General features: G+C 59.8%; 22 protein-coding genes. 16 read left to right on the top strand and 6 right to left on the bottom strand.

Translation table 11 applies throughout. The annotated features are described in order from the left end of the window. Positions 1-43: 43 nt before the first annotated feature. The 7 genes from ACR0DY_RS16470 (at position 44) to ACR0DY_RS16440 (ending at position 6,394) form a co-directional block, all read left to right on the top strand. Positions 44-136, top strand: coding sequence for a twin-arginine translocation signal domain-containing protein (locus tag ACR0DY_RS16470; RefSeq protein WP_480484380.1), 93 nt, complete (start codon positions 44-46; stop codon positions 134-136). Further along, the gene (locus ACR0DY_RS16465; protein WP_480546435.1) at positions 112-789 is read left to right on the top strand and encodes an SURF1 family protein; all 678 of its coding nucleotides are present in this window, start codon (positions 112-114) and stop codon (positions 787-789) included. Before ACR0DY_RS16470 ends, ACR0DY_RS16465 begins: the two co-directional genes overlap by 25 nt. Further along, on the top strand, positions 786-2,174 hold the full coding sequence (gene thrC / locus ACR0DY_RS16460) for a threonine synthase (RefSeq protein WP_480488486.1): 1,389 nt from the start codon (positions 786-788) through the stop codon (positions 2,172-2,174). The genes ACR0DY_RS16465 and thrC overlap by 4 nt, the downstream gene beginning before the upstream one ends. After that, complete coding sequence (locus tag ACR0DY_RS16455) at positions 2,171-3,433, top strand: M16 family metallopeptidase (RefSeq protein WP_209598175.1); 1,263 nt, start codon at positions 2,171-2,173, stop codon at positions 3,431-3,433. The genes thrC and ACR0DY_RS16455 overlap by 4 nt, the downstream gene beginning before the upstream one ends. After that, positions 3,433-4,017 carry a GNAT family N-acetyltransferase gene (locus ACR0DY_RS16450; RefSeq protein ID WP_209505614.1) on the top strand — a complete coding sequence of 195 codons (585 nt, stop codon included), beginning with the start codon at positions 3,433-3,435 and terminating at the stop codon, positions 4,015-4,017. The genes ACR0DY_RS16455 and ACR0DY_RS16450 overlap by 1 nt, the downstream gene beginning before the upstream one ends. Before the next feature lie 104 nt (positions 4,018-4,121). Further along, positions 4,122-4,940 carry an MBL fold metallo-hydrolase gene (locus ACR0DY_RS16445; RefSeq protein ID WP_480546433.1) on the top strand — a complete coding sequence of 273 codons (819 nt, stop codon included), beginning with the start codon at positions 4,122-4,124 and terminating at the stop codon, positions 4,938-4,940. A gap of 38 nt (positions 4,941-4,978) precedes the next feature. After that, on the top strand, positions 4,979-6,394 hold the full coding sequence (locus ACR0DY_RS16440; RefSeq protein ID WP_480546431.1) for an FAD-binding oxidoreductase: 1,416 nt from the start codon (positions 4,979-4,981) through the stop codon (positions 6,392-6,394). Between the two features lie 42 nt (positions 6,395-6,436). Here the strand turns inward: ACR0DY_RS16440 and ACR0DY_RS16435 are convergent, their stop codons facing one another. Next, the gene (locus ACR0DY_RS16435) at positions 6,437-6,976 is read right to left on the bottom strand and encodes an adenine phosphoribosyltransferase (protein ID WP_209505620.1); all 540 of its coding nucleotides are present in this window, start codon (positions 6,974-6,976) and stop codon (positions 6,437-6,439) included. Between the two features lie 325 nt (positions 6,977-7,301). Here ACR0DY_RS16435 and ACR0DY_RS16430 point away from each other — a divergent pair, with 325 nt between their 5' ends. Beyond that, positions 7,302-7,475 (top strand): hypothetical protein, encoded by a 174-nt coding sequence (locus tag ACR0DY_RS16430; protein WP_209505622.1) that lies wholly within the window; start codon positions 7,302-7,304, stop codon positions 7,473-7,475. Between the two features lie 7 nt (positions 7,476-7,482). Here the strand turns inward: ACR0DY_RS16430 and ACR0DY_RS16425 are convergent, their stop codons facing one another. Next, entirely contained in the window at positions 7,483-8,112 is a 630-nt protein-coding gene (locus ACR0DY_RS16425; RefSeq protein ID WP_480898738.1) for a LysE family translocator, read from the bottom strand. A 136-nt stretch (positions 8,113-8,248) separates the two neighbouring features. On the opposite strand from ACR0DY_RS16425, the gene ACR0DY_RS16420 reads away from it, so the two are divergent. Beyond that, entirely contained in the window at positions 8,249-8,428 is a 180-nt protein-coding gene (locus ACR0DY_RS16420) for a hypothetical protein (protein WP_480484386.1), read from the top strand. Here the strand turns inward: ACR0DY_RS16420 and ACR0DY_RS16415 are convergent. Beyond that, the gene (locus ACR0DY_RS16415; protein WP_480898735.1) at positions 8,425-9,297 is read right to left on the bottom strand and encodes an S-methyl-5'-thioadenosine phosphorylase; all 873 of its coding nucleotides are present in this window, start codon (positions 9,295-9,297) and stop codon (positions 8,425-8,427) included. The genes ACR0DY_RS16420 and ACR0DY_RS16415 overlap by 4 nt on opposite strands. Positions 9,298-9,363: 66 nt before the next feature. Beyond that, positions 9,364-9,924: an invasion associated locus B family protein gene (locus ACR0DY_RS16410; RefSeq protein ID WP_480898733.1), complete on the bottom strand. Its 561-nt coding sequence runs from the start codon at positions 9,922-9,924 to the stop codon at positions 9,364-9,366. A gap of 165 nt (positions 9,925-10,089) precedes the next feature. Between ACR0DY_RS16410 and ACR0DY_RS16405 the strand changes: the two genes are divergently transcribed. Next, positions 10,090-11,724, top strand: a complete 1,635-nt coding sequence (locus ACR0DY_RS16405) for a SulP family inorganic anion transporter (RefSeq protein ID WP_480484389.1) — start codon at positions 10,090-10,092, stop codon at positions 11,722-11,724. A 135-nt stretch (positions 11,725-11,859) separates the two neighbouring features. Here the strand turns inward: ACR0DY_RS16405 and ACR0DY_RS16400 are convergent, their stop codons facing one another. After that, positions 11,860-12,465 (bottom strand): flavin reductase family protein, encoded by a 606-nt coding sequence (locus tag ACR0DY_RS16400; RefSeq protein ID WP_480484413.1) that lies wholly within the window; start codon positions 12,463-12,465, stop codon positions 11,860-11,862. Between the two features lie 72 nt (positions 12,466-12,537). On the opposite strand from ACR0DY_RS16400, the gene ACR0DY_RS16395 reads away from it, so the two are divergent. The 5 genes from ACR0DY_RS16395 to ACR0DY_RS16375 all read left to right on the top strand — a co-directional run bounded on the left by ACR0DY_RS16395 (position 12,538) and on the right by ACR0DY_RS16375 (position 15,600). Continuing rightward, positions 12,538-13,032, top strand: a complete 495-nt coding sequence (locus tag ACR0DY_RS16395) for a GNAT family N-acetyltransferase (protein ID WP_267363076.1) — start codon at positions 12,538-12,540, stop codon at positions 13,030-13,032. A gap of 52 nt (positions 13,033-13,084) precedes the next feature. Then, positions 13,085-13,828, top strand: coding sequence for an EcsC family protein (locus ACR0DY_RS16390; RefSeq protein WP_480484390.1), 744 nt, complete (start codon positions 13,085-13,087; stop codon positions 13,826-13,828). 140 nt (positions 13,829-13,968) lie between these two features. Then, on the top strand, positions 13,969-14,430 hold the full coding sequence (locus ACR0DY_RS16385; RefSeq protein ID WP_480484391.1) for an NUDIX hydrolase: 462 nt from the start codon (positions 13,969-13,971) through the stop codon (positions 14,428-14,430). A gap of 72 nt (positions 14,431-14,502) precedes the next feature. After that, the gene (locus tag ACR0DY_RS16380; protein ID WP_480546425.1) at positions 14,503-14,958 is read left to right on the top strand and encodes a DUF1178 family protein; all 456 of its coding nucleotides are present in this window, start codon (positions 14,503-14,505) and stop codon (positions 14,956-14,958) included. Positions 14,959-14,961: 3 nt separating this feature from the next. Then, positions 14,962-15,600 carry an SDR family oxidoreductase gene (locus tag ACR0DY_RS16375; RefSeq protein WP_480546423.1) on the top strand — a complete coding sequence of 213 codons (639 nt, stop codon included), beginning with the start codon at positions 14,962-14,964 and terminating at the stop codon, positions 15,598-15,600. Here the strand turns inward: ACR0DY_RS16375 and ACR0DY_RS16370 are convergent. Further along, a complete protein-coding gene (locus tag ACR0DY_RS16370; protein WP_480546421.1) occupies positions 15,594-15,950 on the bottom strand; it encodes a hypothetical protein in 357 nt (118 codons plus the stop codon). The genes ACR0DY_RS16375 and ACR0DY_RS16370 overlap by 7 nt on opposite strands. A 165-nt stretch (positions 15,951-16,115) precedes the next feature. On the opposite strand from ACR0DY_RS16370, the gene ACR0DY_RS16365 reads away from it, so the two are divergent. Next, positions 16,116-17,354 (top strand): aspartate kinase, encoded by a 1,239-nt coding sequence (locus ACR0DY_RS16365; protein WP_480488466.1) that lies wholly within the window; start codon positions 16,116-16,118, stop codon positions 17,352-17,354. Positions 17,355-17,356 lie beyond the last annotated feature (2 nt).

Genomic DNA, 17,356 nt, shown 5'->3' with positions numbered 1-17,356 from the left:
TTTTTCTCTATGCGGGGCGTAAGATTGCGCCCCATACAATTGCGTGGTTGCAATTCAGCACGCGCGCCCCTTAACAAGACGCCGGTTCCTGAAAAGAAGTTTGGTCCTGACATGCGCCGTTTCCTGTTCCTGCTAATCTTCGGCCTCGCCGGTTTGGGCGTGCTGCTGTCGCTGGGCATCTGGCAGGTGCAGCGTCTGGCGTGGAAGCAGGACGTGCTGACCGAGATCGAAGAGCGGATCTCGGCTGCGCCGGTTTCCCTGCCGCGGCAGGTTTCGGTGGATCAGGACAAATACCTGCCGGTAACAGTGTCGGGCGAAATGGAGCCTGCGGAAGTCCACGTTCTTGTTTCGCTCAAACAGGTCGGTGCGGGGTATCGCATCATTCAGGCTTTCAACACCGAAGATCGCACTATTCTAGTTGATCGGGGTTTTGTCCCGACAACTGCGAAGCAGACCGAACGTCTGACCGGTCCGATGGAGATCACCGGCAATCTGCATTGGCCAGATGAAGTTGACAGTTACACGCCCGCACCTGATCTCGACGCCAACATCTGGTTCGCCCGCGATGTGCCCGCGCTTGCGGCTGCACTGGGCGCGGAACCGGTTCTGCTGATCGCCCGTTCGCAAACCGATCCGAATGTGACACCGCTGCCGGTGGACACGGCGGGCATACCAAACGATCACCTGCAATATGCAATAACCTGGTTTGGCCTGGCTCTGGTCTGGGCCGCGATGACCGGATACTTCCTGTGGCGCAACCGTGCCAATTCTGAAAGTGACGCGACATGAAATATATCTCGACCCGCGGGCAGGCGCCCGAACTGACGTTTGAAGAGGCGATGTTGACCGGACTTGCCCGCGATGGTGGCCTGTATCTGCCCGCCGAAATCCCGGTGATGTCGCAGGACGAGATCGCGGCGCTGGCCGGATTGCCCTACGAAGAAATCGCATTCCGTGTGATGTGGCCCTATGTCAGCGGCTCATTCGCCGAGGATGAGTTCAAGGCGATCATCGCCCGCGCTCACGAAGGTTTCGGCCACGATGCCCGCGCGCCATTGAAGCAGCTGAACGAGAACCACTTCCTGCTGGAACTGTTCCACGGCCCCACACTGGCCTTCAAGGACTTTGCCATGCAGCTGATCGGCCAGTTGTTCCAGGTGGCGCTGAAACGCCGTGGTGACCGTGTGACCATCGTCGGCGCGACCAGCGGGGATACCGGTTCAGCCGCGATCGAGGCGTTCCGCGGGCTGGACGCGGTGGATGTGTTCATCCTGTTCCCGCATGGCCGCGTGTCCGAAGTGCAGCGCCGCCAGATGACCACGCCTGCGGACAGCAATGTGCATGCTCTGGCCGTTGATGGTGATTTTGACGATTGTCAGGCTGCGCTGAAAGACATGTTCAACGATTTCGACTTCCGCGACGGCGTGAAACTGGCGGGTGTGAACTCGATCAACTTTGCCCGCGTCTTGGCGCAGATCGTTTATTACTTCTCGGCTGCCGTCAGCCTTGGTGCGCCGCACCGCAAGGTCAGCTTCACGGTGCCAACCGGCAACTTTGGCGACATCTTCGCGGGCTATCTGGCCAAGCGAATGGGGCTGCCGATTGATCGCCTAGTGGTGGCGACCAACCAGAACGACATTCTGCATCGCTGCCTCTCGGGTGAGGGGTATTTCAAGGGCGAAACCATCCCCTCGATCAGCCCGTCGATGGACATTCAGGTCAGCTCGAATTTCGAACGCGCGCTCTATTATGCCTATGGCGAAGATGGCGGGGCCATCGCACAATTGATGGATGAGCTGAAACAGGGTGGCTTCAATATCAGCCAGGGCGCGATGAAAGCGCTGCGTGAGAATTTCGATTCGGGCCGTGTGTCCGAAGAGGAAACGCTGGCCACGATCAAATCCACGCTGGCGCACAGCGCCGAACTGGTCTGCCCGCACACCGCCGTGGGCATCAAGGTCGCAGAAGAACACCGCGCGGCAGACGTTCCGATGATCACGCTGGCCACTGCGCACCCGGCGAAATTCCCGGCCGCGGTCGAGAAGGCGAGTGGTGAACATCCGCCTCTTCCCTCCCGCATGTCTGATCTGTATGAACGTCCGGAACGGGTGACCCGCATCGCCAATGATCTGGGTGCCCTCGAGGATCATATTAAAAGGCACATCGCTGAGTGACTGTCAGACAAGACCAACTGAAGAACGGGTTTCGTATCGTCAGTGAACATATGCCGGGGCTGCAATCTGCGGCCATCGGCATCTGGGTAACCGCCGGTGGGCGGCATGAGCGGATCGAACAGAACGGTATTGCGCATTTCCTTGAACATATGGCGTTCAAGGGAACCGAGCGCCGTTCGGCCTTGCAAATTGCCGAGGCGATCGAGGATGTGGGCGGCTATATCAACGCCTATACCTCGCGCGAGGTAACGGCCTATTACGCACGCGTCTTGAAGGACGACGTGGCACTGGCGATGGATGTGATCGGTGACATCGTTTTGAACCCGGTGTTTGATCCACGTGAGATCGAGGTTGAGCGGGGCGTGATCCTTCAGGAAATCGGTCAGGCCCATGACACACCCGATGATGTGATCTTTGACTGGCTGCAAGAGCAGAGCTATCACGACCAGCCCCTGGGCCGGACGATCCTGGGCCCGTCCGAGCGGGTCAGTGCCTTTTCGCGCGAAGATTTGTCGGGCTTTGTGACCGAACATTATGGCCCCGAACAGATGATCCTGTCCGCAGCTGGTGCTGTGGATCACGACATGCTGATGAAACTGGCCGAAGAGATGTTTGGCCATCTGCAATCCCGTAAAGGTCTGATCCCCGAGATCGCACGCTTTACCGGTGGCGAAGCCCGTCAGGTAAAAGAGCTGGAACAGGCACATTTCGCCCTGGCGCTGGAAAGTCCCGGCTATCGCGACGATGCGATCTATACGGCGCAGATCTATTCGACCGCATTGGGCGGTGGCATGTCCTCGCGCCTGTTTCAGGAAGTGCGTGAAGCACGTGGGCTTTGCTACACGATCTTTGCGCAGACCGGTGCCTATGCCGATACCGGAACAACCACGATCTATGCCGGAACCTCGGCCAATCAGGTGGCCGAACTGGCGACGATCACCATCGATGAGATGAAGCGCGCCGCCGAGGACATGAGCCCCGAAGAGGTCGCCCGTGCCCGGGCCCAGATGAAGGCCGGGATGCTGATGGGGCTGGAAAGCCCGTCGAATCGGGCCGAGCGTCTGGCGCGGCTGGTGCAGATCTGGGGACGGGTGCCCTCGCTGGAAGACACGGTTGCCAAGATCGATGCGGTCAGCACCGAGGACGTGCGCGCCTTTGCCGAAACCATGGCCGTTCAGGCCCCGGCGGCGCTGGCGCTTTACGGACCGGTCGCAGACGCACCGACATTGGCGGACTTGCAGGAGAGGCGTGCAGCGTGATGCTGTTGGGCAGACGCAAGCTGAAACTCGAGACCGCGCGGCTTAGCTTGCGTCCGCCTGTACATTCCGATTTCAACGATTGGGCGGCGTTGCGGCGCGCCTCAAAAGGTTACCTGACCCCGTGGGAGCCGATCTGGGCCAAGGATCACCTGAGCCGCAAATCCTTTACCAATCGGGTCTACTGGGCTCAGCGCTCAGTCGCGAGTGGCACAGCAATTCCGCTTTTCCTTTTTCGCCGTGAAGACAATGTGTTGGTCGGGGCGATCACGCTGGACAATATCCGGCGCGGCCCTGCGCAGGCCGGAACCCTGGGTTACTGGACCGGTGAATCCTTTGCCCGTCAGGGATACATGCGCGAAGCGATTGGCGCGATGGTACATCACGCCTTTACCCGTCTGGATCTGAGCCGGATCGAAGCCGCGTGTCTGCCGGAAAACCGGGCGTCGCGCGGTTTGCTGGAAAGCTCGGGCTTCAAATATGAAGGCGTGGCGCAGTCTTATCTACAGATCAACGGGCGATGGCGGACGCATGTTCTCTATGCCAGCCTGCGGTCCGACCGGCGTGGCAAGACGGACGCGGGCTAGGGGGGCTCTGCCCCCGGTCGCGGCAAGCCGCGCCTCCCCCGGGATATTTTTGGCCAGATGAACAAGGGGCATGACTTGGTGACGATCTGCGCTACACTTCGGGTATGCGCTGGTTGGTTGCAGCATTGATGGTGATTTCGGGCGGGGCCGTGGCGCAGGAGCGGCGGCCGAGCCATTGTATCGCCATCGCCGAGGCGGCGCCGGGGATCGAATATCTGCACAAAGCTGCATGGCAGGACCCGGTGCCGGAGTTTTCGGTGCGCATCAGCTATATCGCGCATGCCGCTTTTATGATCCAGACCCGTGGCGGGTTGAATGTGGTGACAGACTTTACCGGGTTCATCGGCAGTGCCGATCTGATTCCCGATGTGGTGACAATGAACCATGCCCATGACACCCATTGGACGGCGCATCCCGACCCGGCGATCCCGCATGTCCTGCCGGGATGGGGAGAGTTCGGGCAGGGGATCGAACATCACCTGAATCTGGGCGAGATGCTGATACGCAATGTCCCAACCGATATCCGCTCGGCCTATGGCGGAGTTGAGGAACGCGGCAATTCTATCTTCGTGTTCGAGGTCGAAGGGCTGTGTATCGGCCATCTGGGACATTTGCATCATGTACCGTCAGACGAACAGTTTGCTGCGCTGGGTCGGTTGGATGTGGTCATGGCCGCCGTCGATGGCGGAACAACCATGCCCTTGCCCGACATGATCTCGGTTCTCAAGCGGCTGAAAAGCTCGGTGATCATTCCGATGCACTGGTTCTCGGAGTTTTCGCTGGATCGCTTCCTCGTGGATATCCGGGATGAGTTCCCGGTCGAACGTGACGGCGTGTCCGAGATCACCGTCTCTCTGCGTGACTTGCCGGACCGTCCAACCGTTGTCGTGCTGGAGCCGCGCTATCTGATTGATCTGGAATAAGGCTTGCCGTGGTGGGATCGGTTGGGCATTGAAAGCGTATGAGTCTGAACCCCGCTGATGACCGCATTGCCACGCTGATCCGCTCGAAACTGGGCGATCACGTGCTGCGCCCGGTGACCGACCGGTATCTGGAAGAGCCGCGTGGGCGACTTGTCGGACAGGCTGGCCTGCTGGCCTTGCCCCGCACAACCGAGGAGGTCTCGGTACTGGTGCAGGTGGCGTCCGAAATGCGTGTTCCGGTGGTGCCTTATGGCGGCGGAACCGGTCTGGTCGGGGGGCAGGTAATGCCGCATGGGCCAGCGCCCCTTGTGATTTCGCTGGAACGGATGACCGCCATCCGGTCCGTCTATCCCACCGAATACGTACTGATTGCCGAGGCCGGCGCCATTTTGCAGGATGTCCAAGCCGCGGCCGAGGCGCAAGACCGCCTGTTTCCCTTGACGCTGGCGGCGCAGGGATCCTGTCGGATCGGGGGCAACCTGTCCACCAATGCCGGGGGCGTCAACGTCTTGCGCTATGGCAATGCGCGCGACCTGTGCCTTGGGCTCGAGGCCGTTCTGCCCAATGGTCAAATCTGGCAGGGTCTCAGCCGGTTGCGAAAGGACAACACAGGCTATGACCTGCGCAATCTGCTGATCGGGGCCGAGGGCACGCTGGGGATCATCACCGCAGCCGCGCTCAAGCTGTTTCCCCGGCCTGCCGCGATCGGGACGGCGATGTTTCAGGTGGCGTCACCCGAGGCTGCCATTTCCCTGCTGGCCCAGGCGCGTGATCGCGTGGGCGAGGCTGTCAGCACTTTCGAACTGATCCACCGGCAGGGGCTGAAGTTCTTGTCCGAGGTTCTGCTGGATGTCCGGCAACCGTTTGAAACACCGCCAGAGTGGAGCGTTCTGATCGAATTGGGGCTGGCCACGGGGCAGTCTCCGTCCGACGCGCTGGAGGATATCTTTGTCCACGCGCAAGCGCTTGGGCTGGTGCAGGATGGCGTGATTGCACAAAGCGAGGCGCAGCGTGATGAGTTGTGGGCCGTGCGCGAGCGAATCCCCGAGGCCAACCGCCTGATCGGCTCGGTGTCGAGCCATGATATCTCGATCCCGATCTCAGAAATTCCGGAATTTGTGCGCCAAGGGGAAAAGTTGGTTTCCGGTCTCGGGCAGTTCCGGATCAATTGCTTTGGCCATCTCGGGGATGGCAATCTGCACTACAACGTCTTTCCCCCCAAGGGGCAGCGCCGCGCGGAATTTGAGGGTCAGAGCGCTGTGGTCAAGCGGGCCGTGCATGATTTGGTCCATGCCTTTGATGGTTCGGTCAGCGCGGAACACGGCGTGGGCCGCATGAAAACGGACGATCTGGACCGCTATGGCGATCCGGTAAAGCTGGATGCAATGCGGACCATCAAGGCGGCGCTGGACCCCTTGGGCATCATGAATCCCGGCGCGGTGCTGAAGGCGTGAACCCGGCTCTGACTCTTGTTAAGAAATCCGAAGGTTGCCGCGTTAAAGCCCTTCGAATTCGCACAGGACATGCACGTCCATGCCCATATCTTCCAATACTTTGCGCCCGCCGAGGTCAGGCAGGTCGATAATGAACGCGCATGAGACGATCTCACCGCCCAAACGCTCGATCAGTTTGATGCCCGCCGCCGCAGTGCCGCCTGTGGCCAGAAGGTCGTCAACGACAAGGATTTTTTCGCCTGGCTGGATGGCGTCATCGTGGATCTCGACGATCGCTTCACCATATTCCAGCTTGTAGTCCTGGCTGATCGTTGTGCCGGGCAGCTTGCCTTTCTTGCGGATCGGCACGAAGCCCAGGCTCAGCTGATGCGCAATCGCCCCCCCAAGGATAAAGCCCCGCGCCTCGAGGCCGACAACCTTGTCGATGCGTTCCCCGGCATAGGGGTGCAGCATCTGGTCAATGGCCATCCGAAATCCGCGCGGATCGGCAAACAGCGTCGTCACATCGCGAAACAGAATTCCTTCATGCGGAAAGTCGACAATCGTCCGGATGTAGTCTTTGACAGTCTTGTTCCTTGACATGAACCAACCCTTTTCCGCTTCAAATACCAAAACGTGTTTGGCCCAAGAGGGTTAGCCATGCAAGGAACAATTCATTCGCACGATCACCAGCGGCACGAAACCACAGCCTTGGGCAATCCGTAATACCGGTGAAGCGTGGCAGGTGGCCAAGACAGGTGCGGCTTGTGCATTTGCGTTGATCTCGCAAAAGAAAGGCCCCAGACGGTTTGAAGGTTCATTGCCATTTCCGTTCCGGTGCTGTTAAGTGCTCGATAACGACAATCACTATGCTATGTATACACAATGCATCTCCTGAATTAACAAGCATTTGCTAGGAGCAACGCGCGTGCCAAAGAAAGACGGCAAGGGATCGACGAAGAAAAACAGCCAGCTGGTTCTGCGTCTGGACAAGGATGAGCGCGACGCGTTTGTCGAGTTGTGCAGGGAGCTGGATACATCAGCTGCCCGCGAAATCCGCCGGTTTATCCGCGGGTTCATGAAGGAAAACGCCGAAAACTGAAAAGGGATCAGGCCGGGCGGCGCAGAACTGCCGTGGCGAAACCCATCCCGATCAGAGTCAGCCCGCCAAACCGCGTCATCCCGGTGATCACGCTGGTGCGGCCAATCAGCCGCCGCAACCGGTCGGCCAGCAACGCATAAGCCAACGCGTTCAGCCAGGCTAGCCCGACAAAAGTGGCAATCAGGATGGCAAATTGCGGCCCCAGTGGTTCAGCCGGGCGCAGGAACTGCGGCACAAAGGCGATGAAAAAGGCGATGGATTTCGGGTTCAGTGCCGTGACTGCGGCCGCGTGTCCAAACACGCTGCCGGGGGTGACATCCCGCCCGGTCGCGACCGTTCCCAGACCGTTCGCCGGGGCGCTGCGCAGCAGTTTAACCCCAAGCCAGACCAGATAGGCCGCACCGACCCATTTGAGGACGGAAAACAAGGTGGCCGAGGCCAGAACAAGCGCGCCTAGCCCCAACAAAGATGCGGTCATCGCCACAAGATCCCCCACAGCGACCCCCGTGGCCGAGGCCACGGCAACGCTGCGCCCCTTGGACAGCGCATAGCTCAGCACCAACAGCACGGTCGGGCCCGGGATCAGCAGCAAGGCGGTGGATGCGGCAACAAAGGCCAGCCAGAGTTCCAGAGACATAAGGGTCAGCTCGCAATACGTTCCTTTGGTATCGCTATAGCCAAACTACCGGTGCTTGACAATTTTCATGGCGACCAGCTTTCGGGCCCGCCAAAGCAGTCCGATCAGGCCCAGACTTGCACGAAAACTGATACCAGTGCGATCCTTCACAACCGTCGCATTCTTGCGGCGAGTATCCGGCAGAAAGAACCCGCATCCCCTGTGCCCGGACAGTTACGGGCGCAGGGTCGATGTCATGCTTGGACGCTTGCATAACGTGATCCGGGAACCCGAACTGCTGGCGGCGATGATGCCTGATGCGTCGCGCGGAACCTAGAGAATCCGCCCCGCTACCGCGTCCAGTTTGGCCAGCAGCACCGGATCGCGCTTTTCGGGCGCGGTGAGGATGGCATATTCTAGCGCCCGGTCACAGCCATGCGGACAGGGCGCGCGGTCAGTCCCCAACAGGACGGGAAGGCCTTTGACCAGTGCACGGCCCTTGTCGGCATTGCCGGTCAGGGTCGCAATGATGGTGGTCACATCCACCTCGCCATGATCCGGGTGCCAGCTGTCAAAATCGGTGACCATCGCGATTGAGGCATAACAAAGCTCGGCTTCGCGGGCGAGCTTGGCTTCGGGCATGTTGGTCATCCCGATCACGTCGCAGCCCCATTGCTCGCGATACATCTTCGATTCCGCCAGAGACGAAAACTGCGGCCCTTCCATCGCCAGATAGGTGCCGCCGCGATGGATCGTGATACCGGCAGCCTTGCCTGCGGTCTCACAGGCGTCCGACAGGCGCGGGCAGGTCGGGTGCGCAACGCTGACATGGGCGACGCAGCCTGTTCCGAAAAAGCTCTTGTCGCGCGCAAATGTCCGGTCGATGAACTGATCGACGATGACAAAGTCACCCGGTGCCATGTGTTCGCGAAACGACCCGCAGGCCGAGACCGAGATCACATCCGTCACACCAAGCCGTTTCAGCGCGTCGATATTGGCGCGATAGGGCACATCGGTCGGTGAATGCACATGCCCGCGCCCATGGCGCGGCAGAAAGGCCATTGCGACACCGTCCAGCGACCCGGTCAGAATCTGATCCGAGGGCGCCCCCCAAGGGGTATCGACACTGACCCATTCCGCATTTTCCAGCCCATCGATGTCATAGATGCCTGATCCGCCGATAACGGCAATCCTGGTTTGGGTCACTGTCCTGCTCCGCCTGAAATACTGATATTGAATTTGTGCGGGTTCGGCCTGAAATTGACAAGAGGTCTATTCCTGTTTCGCCAGCAGGTTACGCTGTTGAGATTGCGTATTGAAATCCGCCCACGCGGCTCCAAACTCATCCAGCGGCCACGTCAGGTCCTGCGATTGACCATGCCTGTCACGAAACTCAAAACGATACGCATCCCCGTTCAGCATGGCATCCAGCAGGCTGTCGGCGCGATGATCCTCGAATGTGCAGCTTAACCCTGTCAGGCACCCGGGGCGCCGCGTGCGCCAGATCACATCCTGATCTTTCTCTATGCGGAATCCAGAAGGGCTGAAGAAGGTGCCGGGCTCAATCCCGAACTCGATTTTGAAACCATCTGATTCAGGTGTGATGAACATGAATTGCGCCGCAAATTTCGGACGCAAGGAAAACACCTCGGCGCGCCTTATGTAGCAGCGCTTCACCAAAGTACCGGCTTCCTCACGCTCGTCACAAATCGAATTCCAGATGCCGAAAATTTCATGGTGCGTGACACGCCAGTTTCCGGCGGTGTCATTCCCTTCCAAGTCCTGTGCAAAGGCGGGCAGGGCTGATAGAAATATGAGGGCAATCCAGCGCATGAACTCACATTTGGGTGCTTGATCCGGGTGCCGCAAATCACGTTGCCGAGAGGCAAGTTATGCGCTGTGCGCATGGCTGCATCCCACCTCCCGCGGTGGCTTAACAGCGGCGCGCCCGCTACAACGACCCCTTCGCGCGAACATAAAATCCTATAGGACTGTCCAATGCCCCGAGCCTTGCTGGCAAGTTTTGCCAACCGTATCGCCATACCCGATCTGCGCTGGGTGCCGGATGAGGGGCTGACCTTCTCTCGCCTGCGGATCGAGCTGCTGTCCGGCCTGACCGTGGCCCTCGCACTGGTGCCCGAGGCCGTGGCCTTTGCCTTTGTGGCAGGCGTGCACCCGCTGGTGGGCCTTTATGCCGCTTTCCTTGTGGGGCTCATCACCGCGCTGATCGGCGGGCGACCTGGCATGATCTCGGGAGCGACGGGCGCGCTGGCGGTCGTCATGGTGGCTTTGGTGGCCGAACATGGTGTCGAATACCTGTTCGCGACGGTGGTGCTGATGGGGATCCTCCAGGTTATCGCCGGGGCGATGCACTGGGGCCGCTTCATCCGACTGGTGCCGCACCCGGTGATGCTGGGTTTTGTGAATGGCCTGGCCATCGTGATCTTTCTGGCCCAGATGGGCCAGTTCAAGGTGCCGGGTACCATGGAAAACACCGGTCACGGCATGGGCGGTGGAGAATGGCTCTCGGGTGCGCAGCTATACACCATGCTGGGCCTTGTGGCACTGACCATGGCGGTGATCTGGGTGGTGCCGCGCATCACGCGCATCATTCCTGCGCCTCTGGCCGGTATTCTGGTTGTCGCTGCGCTGGTGATCGGTCTGGGTCTGGATGTTCCGCGCGTCGGTGATCTGGCCTCGATCGAAGGTGGTCTGCCTGCCTTCCACATCCCCATGGTTCCTCTGAACTGGGGCACGCTTGAGATCATCCTGCCCTACGCCGTCATTCTGGCCGCAATTGGCCTGATCGAATCCCTTCTGACCCTGAACCTTGTGGGCGAGATTACCGGCAAGCGCGGCGGGGCGTCTCAGGAATGTATCGCGCAGGGTGCGTCGAATATCGTGACCGGCTTTTTTGGTGGCATGGGTGGCTGCGCGATGATCGGTCAGTCGATGATCAACGTGAAATCCGGTGGCCGGACCCGTATCGCCGGGATCGCCGCGGCGCTGTTTTTGCTGACCTTCATCCTGTTTGCCTCACCGCTGATCGAGCAGATCCCGCTGGCCGCGCTGGTCGGGGTGATGTTCATGGTGGTGATCGGCACCTTTGCGTGGAACTCGTTCAAGATCCTGCGCAAGGTTCCACTGACCGACGCCTTTGTCATCGTTCTGGTCACTGTGGTGACAGTGATGGAAGACCTCGCGGTCGCCGTTGTTGTCGGCGTCATTGTCTCGGCTCTGGCCTATGCGTGGAACAACGCCAAGCGCATCCACGCAGTCACCCGCGACTCGGCGACCGAAAAAGGGGCTAAGGTCTATGAAATCCAGGGGCCGCTGTTCTTTGGGTCATCGGATGGCTTTATCGAACTCTTCGATGTGCCGAATGACCCGGAAACCGTCATCGTCGATTTCGCTGAAAGCCGTGTGGTGGACCAGTCGGCATTGCAAGCCATCGAAAACATTGCGGCCAAATACGAGGCAGCAGGTAAACGCGTCATGCTGCGCCACCTGAGCCGGGATTGCCACAAGCTGCTGAACAAGGCAGGCCACCTGATGGTCGACAGTGATGATGACCCGGATTATGAACTTGCGGTCGATTACTCGGTCCGTACCGGCATTCTGGGCGGCCACTGATCCTTTTGCGAGGCTCTGCCTCGCGCTCCGGGATATTTGAAGCCAGATGAATGAAGGATCCCTGCTTCATCTCGCCAAAAAATATCCCGGGGGAGCCGCCCGGAACGGGTGGTGGGGGCAGAGCCCCCGACAACCTCAATCATCCGGGCGACTGAGCGAGAACAGCTCGGACACGACCGAATAGTCCCGGTACCCAAGCCGCGCCAGAGGTTTGAACGAGGTTACGTCGAACTTGCCCTCTCGGATGTGGTCGTCGAGCAGATGCACGCCTGTTACTTCGCCGAACACGACGCGGTTGGCCGCGCCCGGCAGAGTGACGATCTGGGTCAACTTGCATTCCAGTGCTGCCGGGGCGCCTTGTACGCGGGCGCAGGGTATGGTTTCACATTCGACCGGGGTTAATCCGGCATGGGCAAACTCGTCCACCTCCTTGGGAAGGCTGGCCGAGCTGGCGTTCATCGCATCCTGATGCGCAAGGGCCACGACATTCACGCAGAATACACCTGTCGCCTCGATATTGGCGATACTGTCCTTGCCGCCGATCTGATCGTGTTTCGTGCCGGTTGTGGCAAACATTACTTGCGGCGGTGTGTAAGCAACCCCGTTGAAAAAGGAATAGGGTGCCAGATTGTTGATCCCATCCGCATCACGGGTCGATATCCAGCCGATCGGGCGTGGCGTGATAATGGCGTTGAACGGGTTGTGCGGCAGGCCGTGGCCGTCTTCGGGGCGGTAGAACATCATATCTCCAAGCGTTTGCCCAAGGCGTAGCGAAGTGCTAGGGCGATTTCCAGCAAGGAAACGAGGGCGGGTGTGCAGCAATTCGGGATCAGGCCAGAAGAGCCGGACGATTGGTGGGAGGTCGAAGCCCTCTATGACCTGTGCTTTGCGCCGGGCCGTGAGGCGTTGTCGTCCTACCGGTTGCGCGATGATGTGCCGCCGGTTTCTGACCTGTCACTGGTCGCGCGCGACGGTCAGGGCATTCTGGCCGGGGCGATCCGCTTCTGGCCGGTCCATGTCGGTGAACACGACGCATTGCTGCTAGGCCCGGTTGCCGTACACCCAACCCACCAGGGCGAGGGTCTGGGCGGTTATCTGATCCATGCCGGTGTCGAAGCCGGGCGTAAGCGCGGGTGGCAGCGGGTCATGCTGGTCGGTGACGAACCCTATTACAGGCGATTTGGTTTTGCGCGGCTGCAAGGTGTCGAGATGCCGCCGCCCACCAACCCGGACCGGGTTTTGGGGCTGGAACTGATGCCTGGTGTCTGGTCCGGAGTTCAGGGGGCTGTCACCCGCTGGACCCGCTGACCTATTGAATCGGCGTGGCTTAACGCCGATGTTGATAGGCAGGAGGACGCACATGCAGAACGTGGTTCTTGTCGAAAACGTGGATGCCGACGCTGAACTGGATCGTTTGGCGGGTTATTACCGATCTGCCGGAGGGGCTGGTGTCAAACTGCTGAACAAGCTGGGCGGATCAGCCGAGTCACTGCTCGAGCAATTGCCCGATCCGGTTCGGAACGGCCTGACAGGGGCTACCGAGCAGGCGCTGTGGCTTGCGATGCACGCGGCTCAGGGGTCCCGGCGTGCGATCCCTGATCAGCAGCCCTGGGTCAATACCGCGCTTGCCACGGCCATGGGCGCGGCCGGCGGGCTGGGCGGTGTATCAACAGCCCTGATGGAGCTGCCTGCAACAACCGCCATGCTGTTGCGCGCCATTCAGGGGGCCGCCGCGCGCGAAGGTTTCGACCCGTCCGCCGAGAACGTAAAGTTCGACTGTGTGCGGGTTTTGTCCGCATCGGGCCCGCTGTCGCATGATGACGGTGCGGATCTTGGCTTTTTCTCGGTGCGCCTGACACTGACGGGTCCGGCCATGCAGCGTCTGATTGCTGCAGTGGCACCACGCTTTTCAATCGTGCTGGGGCAAAAACTGGCGGCACAGTCCGTCCCGGTGCTCGGCGCGTTGGCCGGTGGTGGAACGAACTATGTCTATTCGCGCTATTACCAGCAAATCGCGCGCGTGCATTTCGGCCTGCGAAGATTGGCGGTTGATGCCGATATCCCGCATGACGAGCTGGTGAAACAGCTGTCAGCCCGTATGTGATCAACAAATGCGCCATCACGCCGGACTTGGCGGACACCACTTCATATGGTAGTTTTTCAAGGGAAGGGCGCTAAATAGGCGTGTCCTGCGGGCCTATAACGCCAACGGGTCCTTTGCCCGAGCAAAAGGTGCGTCGCGCAATGAATGCAAGACCGGTACTGCGTGAATTGGCTGAGACTGCGGAACACCCTGTTTTGCGGCAATCCTCTGCCCTGTGTTACCGGATACGGCGTGGCCATCCAGAGGTGTTGCTGATCACGACACGCCGGGCCCAGCGGTGGATTGTCCCCAAAGGGTGGCTCATCCCCGGCCTGACCCCATCGGAAACCGCAGTGCAGGAAGCCTGGGAAGAAGCGGGCGTGACGGGGCGATGCAGCAAAGCGGGGCTGGGGCAGTTTCTGCACCTCAAGCACCGCCCAAATCAGCCCCCGACCTTGATTCTGGTCGATGTTTTTGCGCTGCATGTACAGGTAATGTCGCAGGACTTCCCCGAAAAGCACGAGCGCAGGCGCAAGTGGTTTGCACCTGAAAACGCGGCCCAAAAGGTCAGATCACCCGAGCTTGCCGAATTGTTACGCGACTTTAAGACCCATACACATTAAGATAGTACCAGAGAGGCTTGATATTGTCAGTCTGGTCGGTATCTATTCGCCAATCGTAATTTTGGACTGAACATGATTCAATACGCGTTGAAATGCAGTGAAGGCCACACATTCGACAGCTGGTTTCAATCCGCAGAAGCCTTTGACAAGCTGGCCTCTGCCAAGATGGTGACCTGCGCGATCTGCGGATGTACGCAGGTTGCGAAGGCGATCATGACACCGCGTGTCCGACCGGCCCGGAATGCGCAGGGAAAGCCCGAAAACGCGCCTGCATCCAATGAACAGATCAACGTCGCCACCCCTTCGCCCGAGATCGAGAAAGTTCTGGCCGAAATACGCCGCCATGTCGAAAAGAACTCGGACTACGTTGGCAAGGATTTTGCAAGCGAAGCGCGCAAGATGCATCTGGGAGAGGCGCCAGAGCGTTCGATCTATGGTGAAGCCAGACCGGATGAGGCGAAATCGCTGATCGAAGATGGCGTGCCGGTGGCACCGCTGCCGTTTCTGCCCAGCAGAAAGACCAACTGATCCATGCATGTCGTGATCACCGGTGCCAATCGCGGTATCGGCCGCGCCCTTGCCACGCGCTACGACACCCGCGGTGACGCGGTTACCGGAACCGCACGCGATGGCAGTGCACAGGTCCGTCTGGACGTGTCGGACCCGGCCCAACAGGCAGCAATGGCCGAACAACTGAAAGACCAGCCCGTTGATCTTCTGATCTGCAATGCCGGGGTCTATCTGGACAAGGGGCACACGATCGACGACTACCCCGCCGAAATGTGGGCGCAAAGCTTTGCCACCAACGTGACCGGCGTTTTCCTGACCGTTCAGGCCTTGTTGCCCAATCTGCGCGCCGCAGGCGGCAAGGTCGCGATCATCTCGTCGCAGATGGCGTCCCATACGCGGGCGCCGGGGGGCAGCTATATCTACCGCGCCTCCAAGGCGGCGGCGTTGAACCTGGGGCGGAATCTGGCGACGGATCTGAAAGCCGACGGGATCGCCGTGGGCATCTATCATCCGGGCTGGGTGCAAACCGACATGGGCGGCGCGGCCGCTGATATTGATGTCGATCAGGCCGTCTCGGGCCTGATGGAACGCTTTGAGGCCCTGTCGATCAGCTCTACCGGCTGTTTTGAAACCTATGACGGGCACGCGCACGCTTACTGACCGGTCAGCGCCGCTTTGGGAATTTCATAGACCTCACCGGGTTCAATATAGACCACAAGCACGTCACCCAGCGTTTCATAAGTCATTTTCGAGGTCGAGCTGCTGGACTCCGGCGCACCATCCTTGAAATAGATGTTGCGCACCTTGCCACCCCCCAAAGCCACGGCCAGCGTCGTTGTGCCGTCATCATGGCGGCGCAGCTCTGCATTGCAGCTTTGCATCGGGTCACCGGCATTTGCGGCGCAGGGCACCTTGCCCAGTGCATTCTTTCCGTCCGTGCCGGCCACACTGGCAACCTGCGCCAATGCAGGCGATGACAACAAAGTAACGGCAAGGACTAGGCGAAACATGGGGAACCTCTTGATTTGGTTGTTACTCGCAGGCTGACACCGCACCTGCGCAATGTAAAGCGGCCCTGTGCCACAGGCGGGTCCTGTTTGCCCTCTTGCTCTTGGGGTGCCCCTCGCTTATGAGGCTCGGGACCTCTAATCCAAGGCGCGGAGACATTTGCCCCCATGCCCGTACTCGTTATGAAATTCGGCGGCACTTCGGTCGCCAACCTGGACCGCATCCGCCGTGCTGCCAAGCGCATCGGTGTCGAAGTTGCCAAGGGCTATGACGTGATCGTCATCGTCTCGGCCATGTCGGGCAAAACCAACGAGCTGGTGGGTTGGGTGAACGAGACCTCGCCGCTGTTTGATGCACGCGAATACGATGCCGTTGTATCTTCGGGCGAAAACGTCACCGCTGGGCTGATGGCGCTGACATTGCAGGAAATGGATGTTCCTGCGCGCAGCTGGCAGGGCTGGCAAGTGCCGCTGCTGACAACCAGCGCGCACAGCCAGGCCCGGATCGAAGATATCCCGACCACGAACATCAACCAGAAATTCGGCGAAGGCATGAAAGTGGCCGTTGTAGCCGGGTTTCAGGGGCTCAGCCCCGAAGGCCGCATCACCACGCTGGGCCGGGGTGGCTCTGACACCACTGCCGTGGCTTTTGCCGCCGCGTTTGGTGCGGAACGCTGCGACATCTATACCGACGTGGACGGCGTCTATACCACCGATCCGCGCATCTGCGAAAAGGCGCGCAAGCTGGACAGGATCTCGTTCGAGGAAATGCTCGAACTGGCGTCGCTGGGCGCCAAGGTGCTGCAGACCCGCTCGGTCGAGCTGGCGATGCGCTACAAGGTAAAATTGCGCGTTCTTTCAAGTTTCGAAGAACAATCCGACGAGGCCGGTACGCTGGTCGTTGACGAGGAGGATATCATGGAATCCAATGTTGTGGCCGGTGTGGCCTATTCCCGTGACGAGGCCAAGATGACCGTCGTTTCGGTGGCGGACCGTCCCGGTATCGCCTCGACCATCTTCACCGCGCTCAGCGATGAGGGCGTCAATGTCGACATGATCGTGCAGAACATCTCGGACGAGGGGCGCACGGACATGACCTTCTCGTGCCCCACCGATCAGGTGGTCCGTGCCGAAAAAGCGCTGCTGGCGATCAAGGACAAGGGCGAGCTCAACTATGCCGAACTGGTCGCCGATACCGGTGTCTGCAAGGTCTCGGTGGTGGGAATCGGTATGCGCTCGCAATCGGGTGTCGCGGCCAAAATGTTCAAGATACTCTCGGATGAGGGGATCAACATCAAGGTCATCACAACCTCCGAGATCAAAATTTCCGTTCTTATCGACAGGAAATACATGGAACTTGCCGTTCAGGCACTGCATGATGCCTTTGAACTGGACAAGGCGGCCTGAGC

Source organism: Ruegeria sp. O6 (genome assembly GCF_056535045.1).
Note: the sequence above shows the minus strand (reverse complement) of the source record. Positions and strands in the feature narration are given on the sequence as shown.

Coding starts and splice junctions, on each gene's coding strand:
- ACR0DY_RS16465 (WP_480546435.1), top strand. CDS start 112: ATGCGCCGTTTCCTGTTCCTGCTAATCTTCGGCCTCGCCGGTTTGGGC.
- thrC (WP_480488486.1), top strand. CDS start 786: ATGAAATATATCTCGACCCGCGGGCAGGCGCCCGAACTGACGTTTGAA.
- ACR0DY_RS16450 (WP_209505614.1), top strand. CDS start 3,433: ATGCTGTTGGGCAGACGCAAGCTGAAACTCGAGACCGCGCGGCTTAGC.
- ACR0DY_RS16445 (WP_480546433.1), top strand. CDS start 4,122: ATGCGCTGGTTGGTTGCAGCATTGATGGTGATTTCGGGCGGGGCCGTG.
- ACR0DY_RS16440 (WP_480546431.1), top strand. CDS start 4,979: ATGAGTCTGAACCCCGCTGATGACCGCATTGCCACGCTGATCCGCTCG.
- ACR0DY_RS16435 (WP_209505620.1), bottom strand. CDS start 6,976: ATGTCAAGGAACAAGACTGTCAAAGACTACATCCGGACGATTGTCGAC.
- ACR0DY_RS16425 (WP_480898738.1), bottom strand. CDS start 8,112: ATGTCTCTGGAACTCTGGCTGGCCTTTGTTGCCGCATCCACCGCCTTG.
- ACR0DY_RS16410 (WP_480898733.1), bottom strand. CDS start 9,924: ATGCGCTGGATTGCCCTCATATTTCTATCAGCCCTGCCCGCCTTTGCA.
- ACR0DY_RS16405 (WP_480484389.1), top strand. CDS start 10,090: ATGCCCCGAGCCTTGCTGGCAAGTTTTGCCAACCGTATCGCCATACCC.
- ACR0DY_RS16400 (WP_480484413.1), bottom strand. CDS start 12,465: ATGTTCTACCGCCCCGAAGACGGCCACGGCCTGCCGCACAACCCGTTC.
- ACR0DY_RS16390 (WP_480484390.1), top strand. CDS start 13,085: ATGCAGAACGTGGTTCTTGTCGAAAACGTGGATGCCGACGCTGAACTG.
- ACR0DY_RS16385 (WP_480484391.1), top strand. CDS start 13,969: ATGAATGCAAGACCGGTACTGCGTGAATTGGCTGAGACTGCGGAACAC.
- ACR0DY_RS16380 (WP_480546425.1), top strand. CDS start 14,503: ATGATTCAATACGCGTTGAAATGCAGTGAAGGCCACACATTCGACAGC.
- ACR0DY_RS16375 (WP_480546423.1), top strand. CDS start 14,962: ATGCATGTCGTGATCACCGGTGCCAATCGCGGTATCGGCCGCGCCCTT.
- ACR0DY_RS16370 (WP_480546421.1), bottom strand. CDS start 15,950: ATGTTTCGCCTAGTCCTTGCCGTTACTTTGTTGTCATCGCCTGCATTG.
- ACR0DY_RS16365 (WP_480488466.1), top strand. CDS start 16,116: ATGCCCGTACTCGTTATGAAATTCGGCGGCACTTCGGTCGCCAACCTG.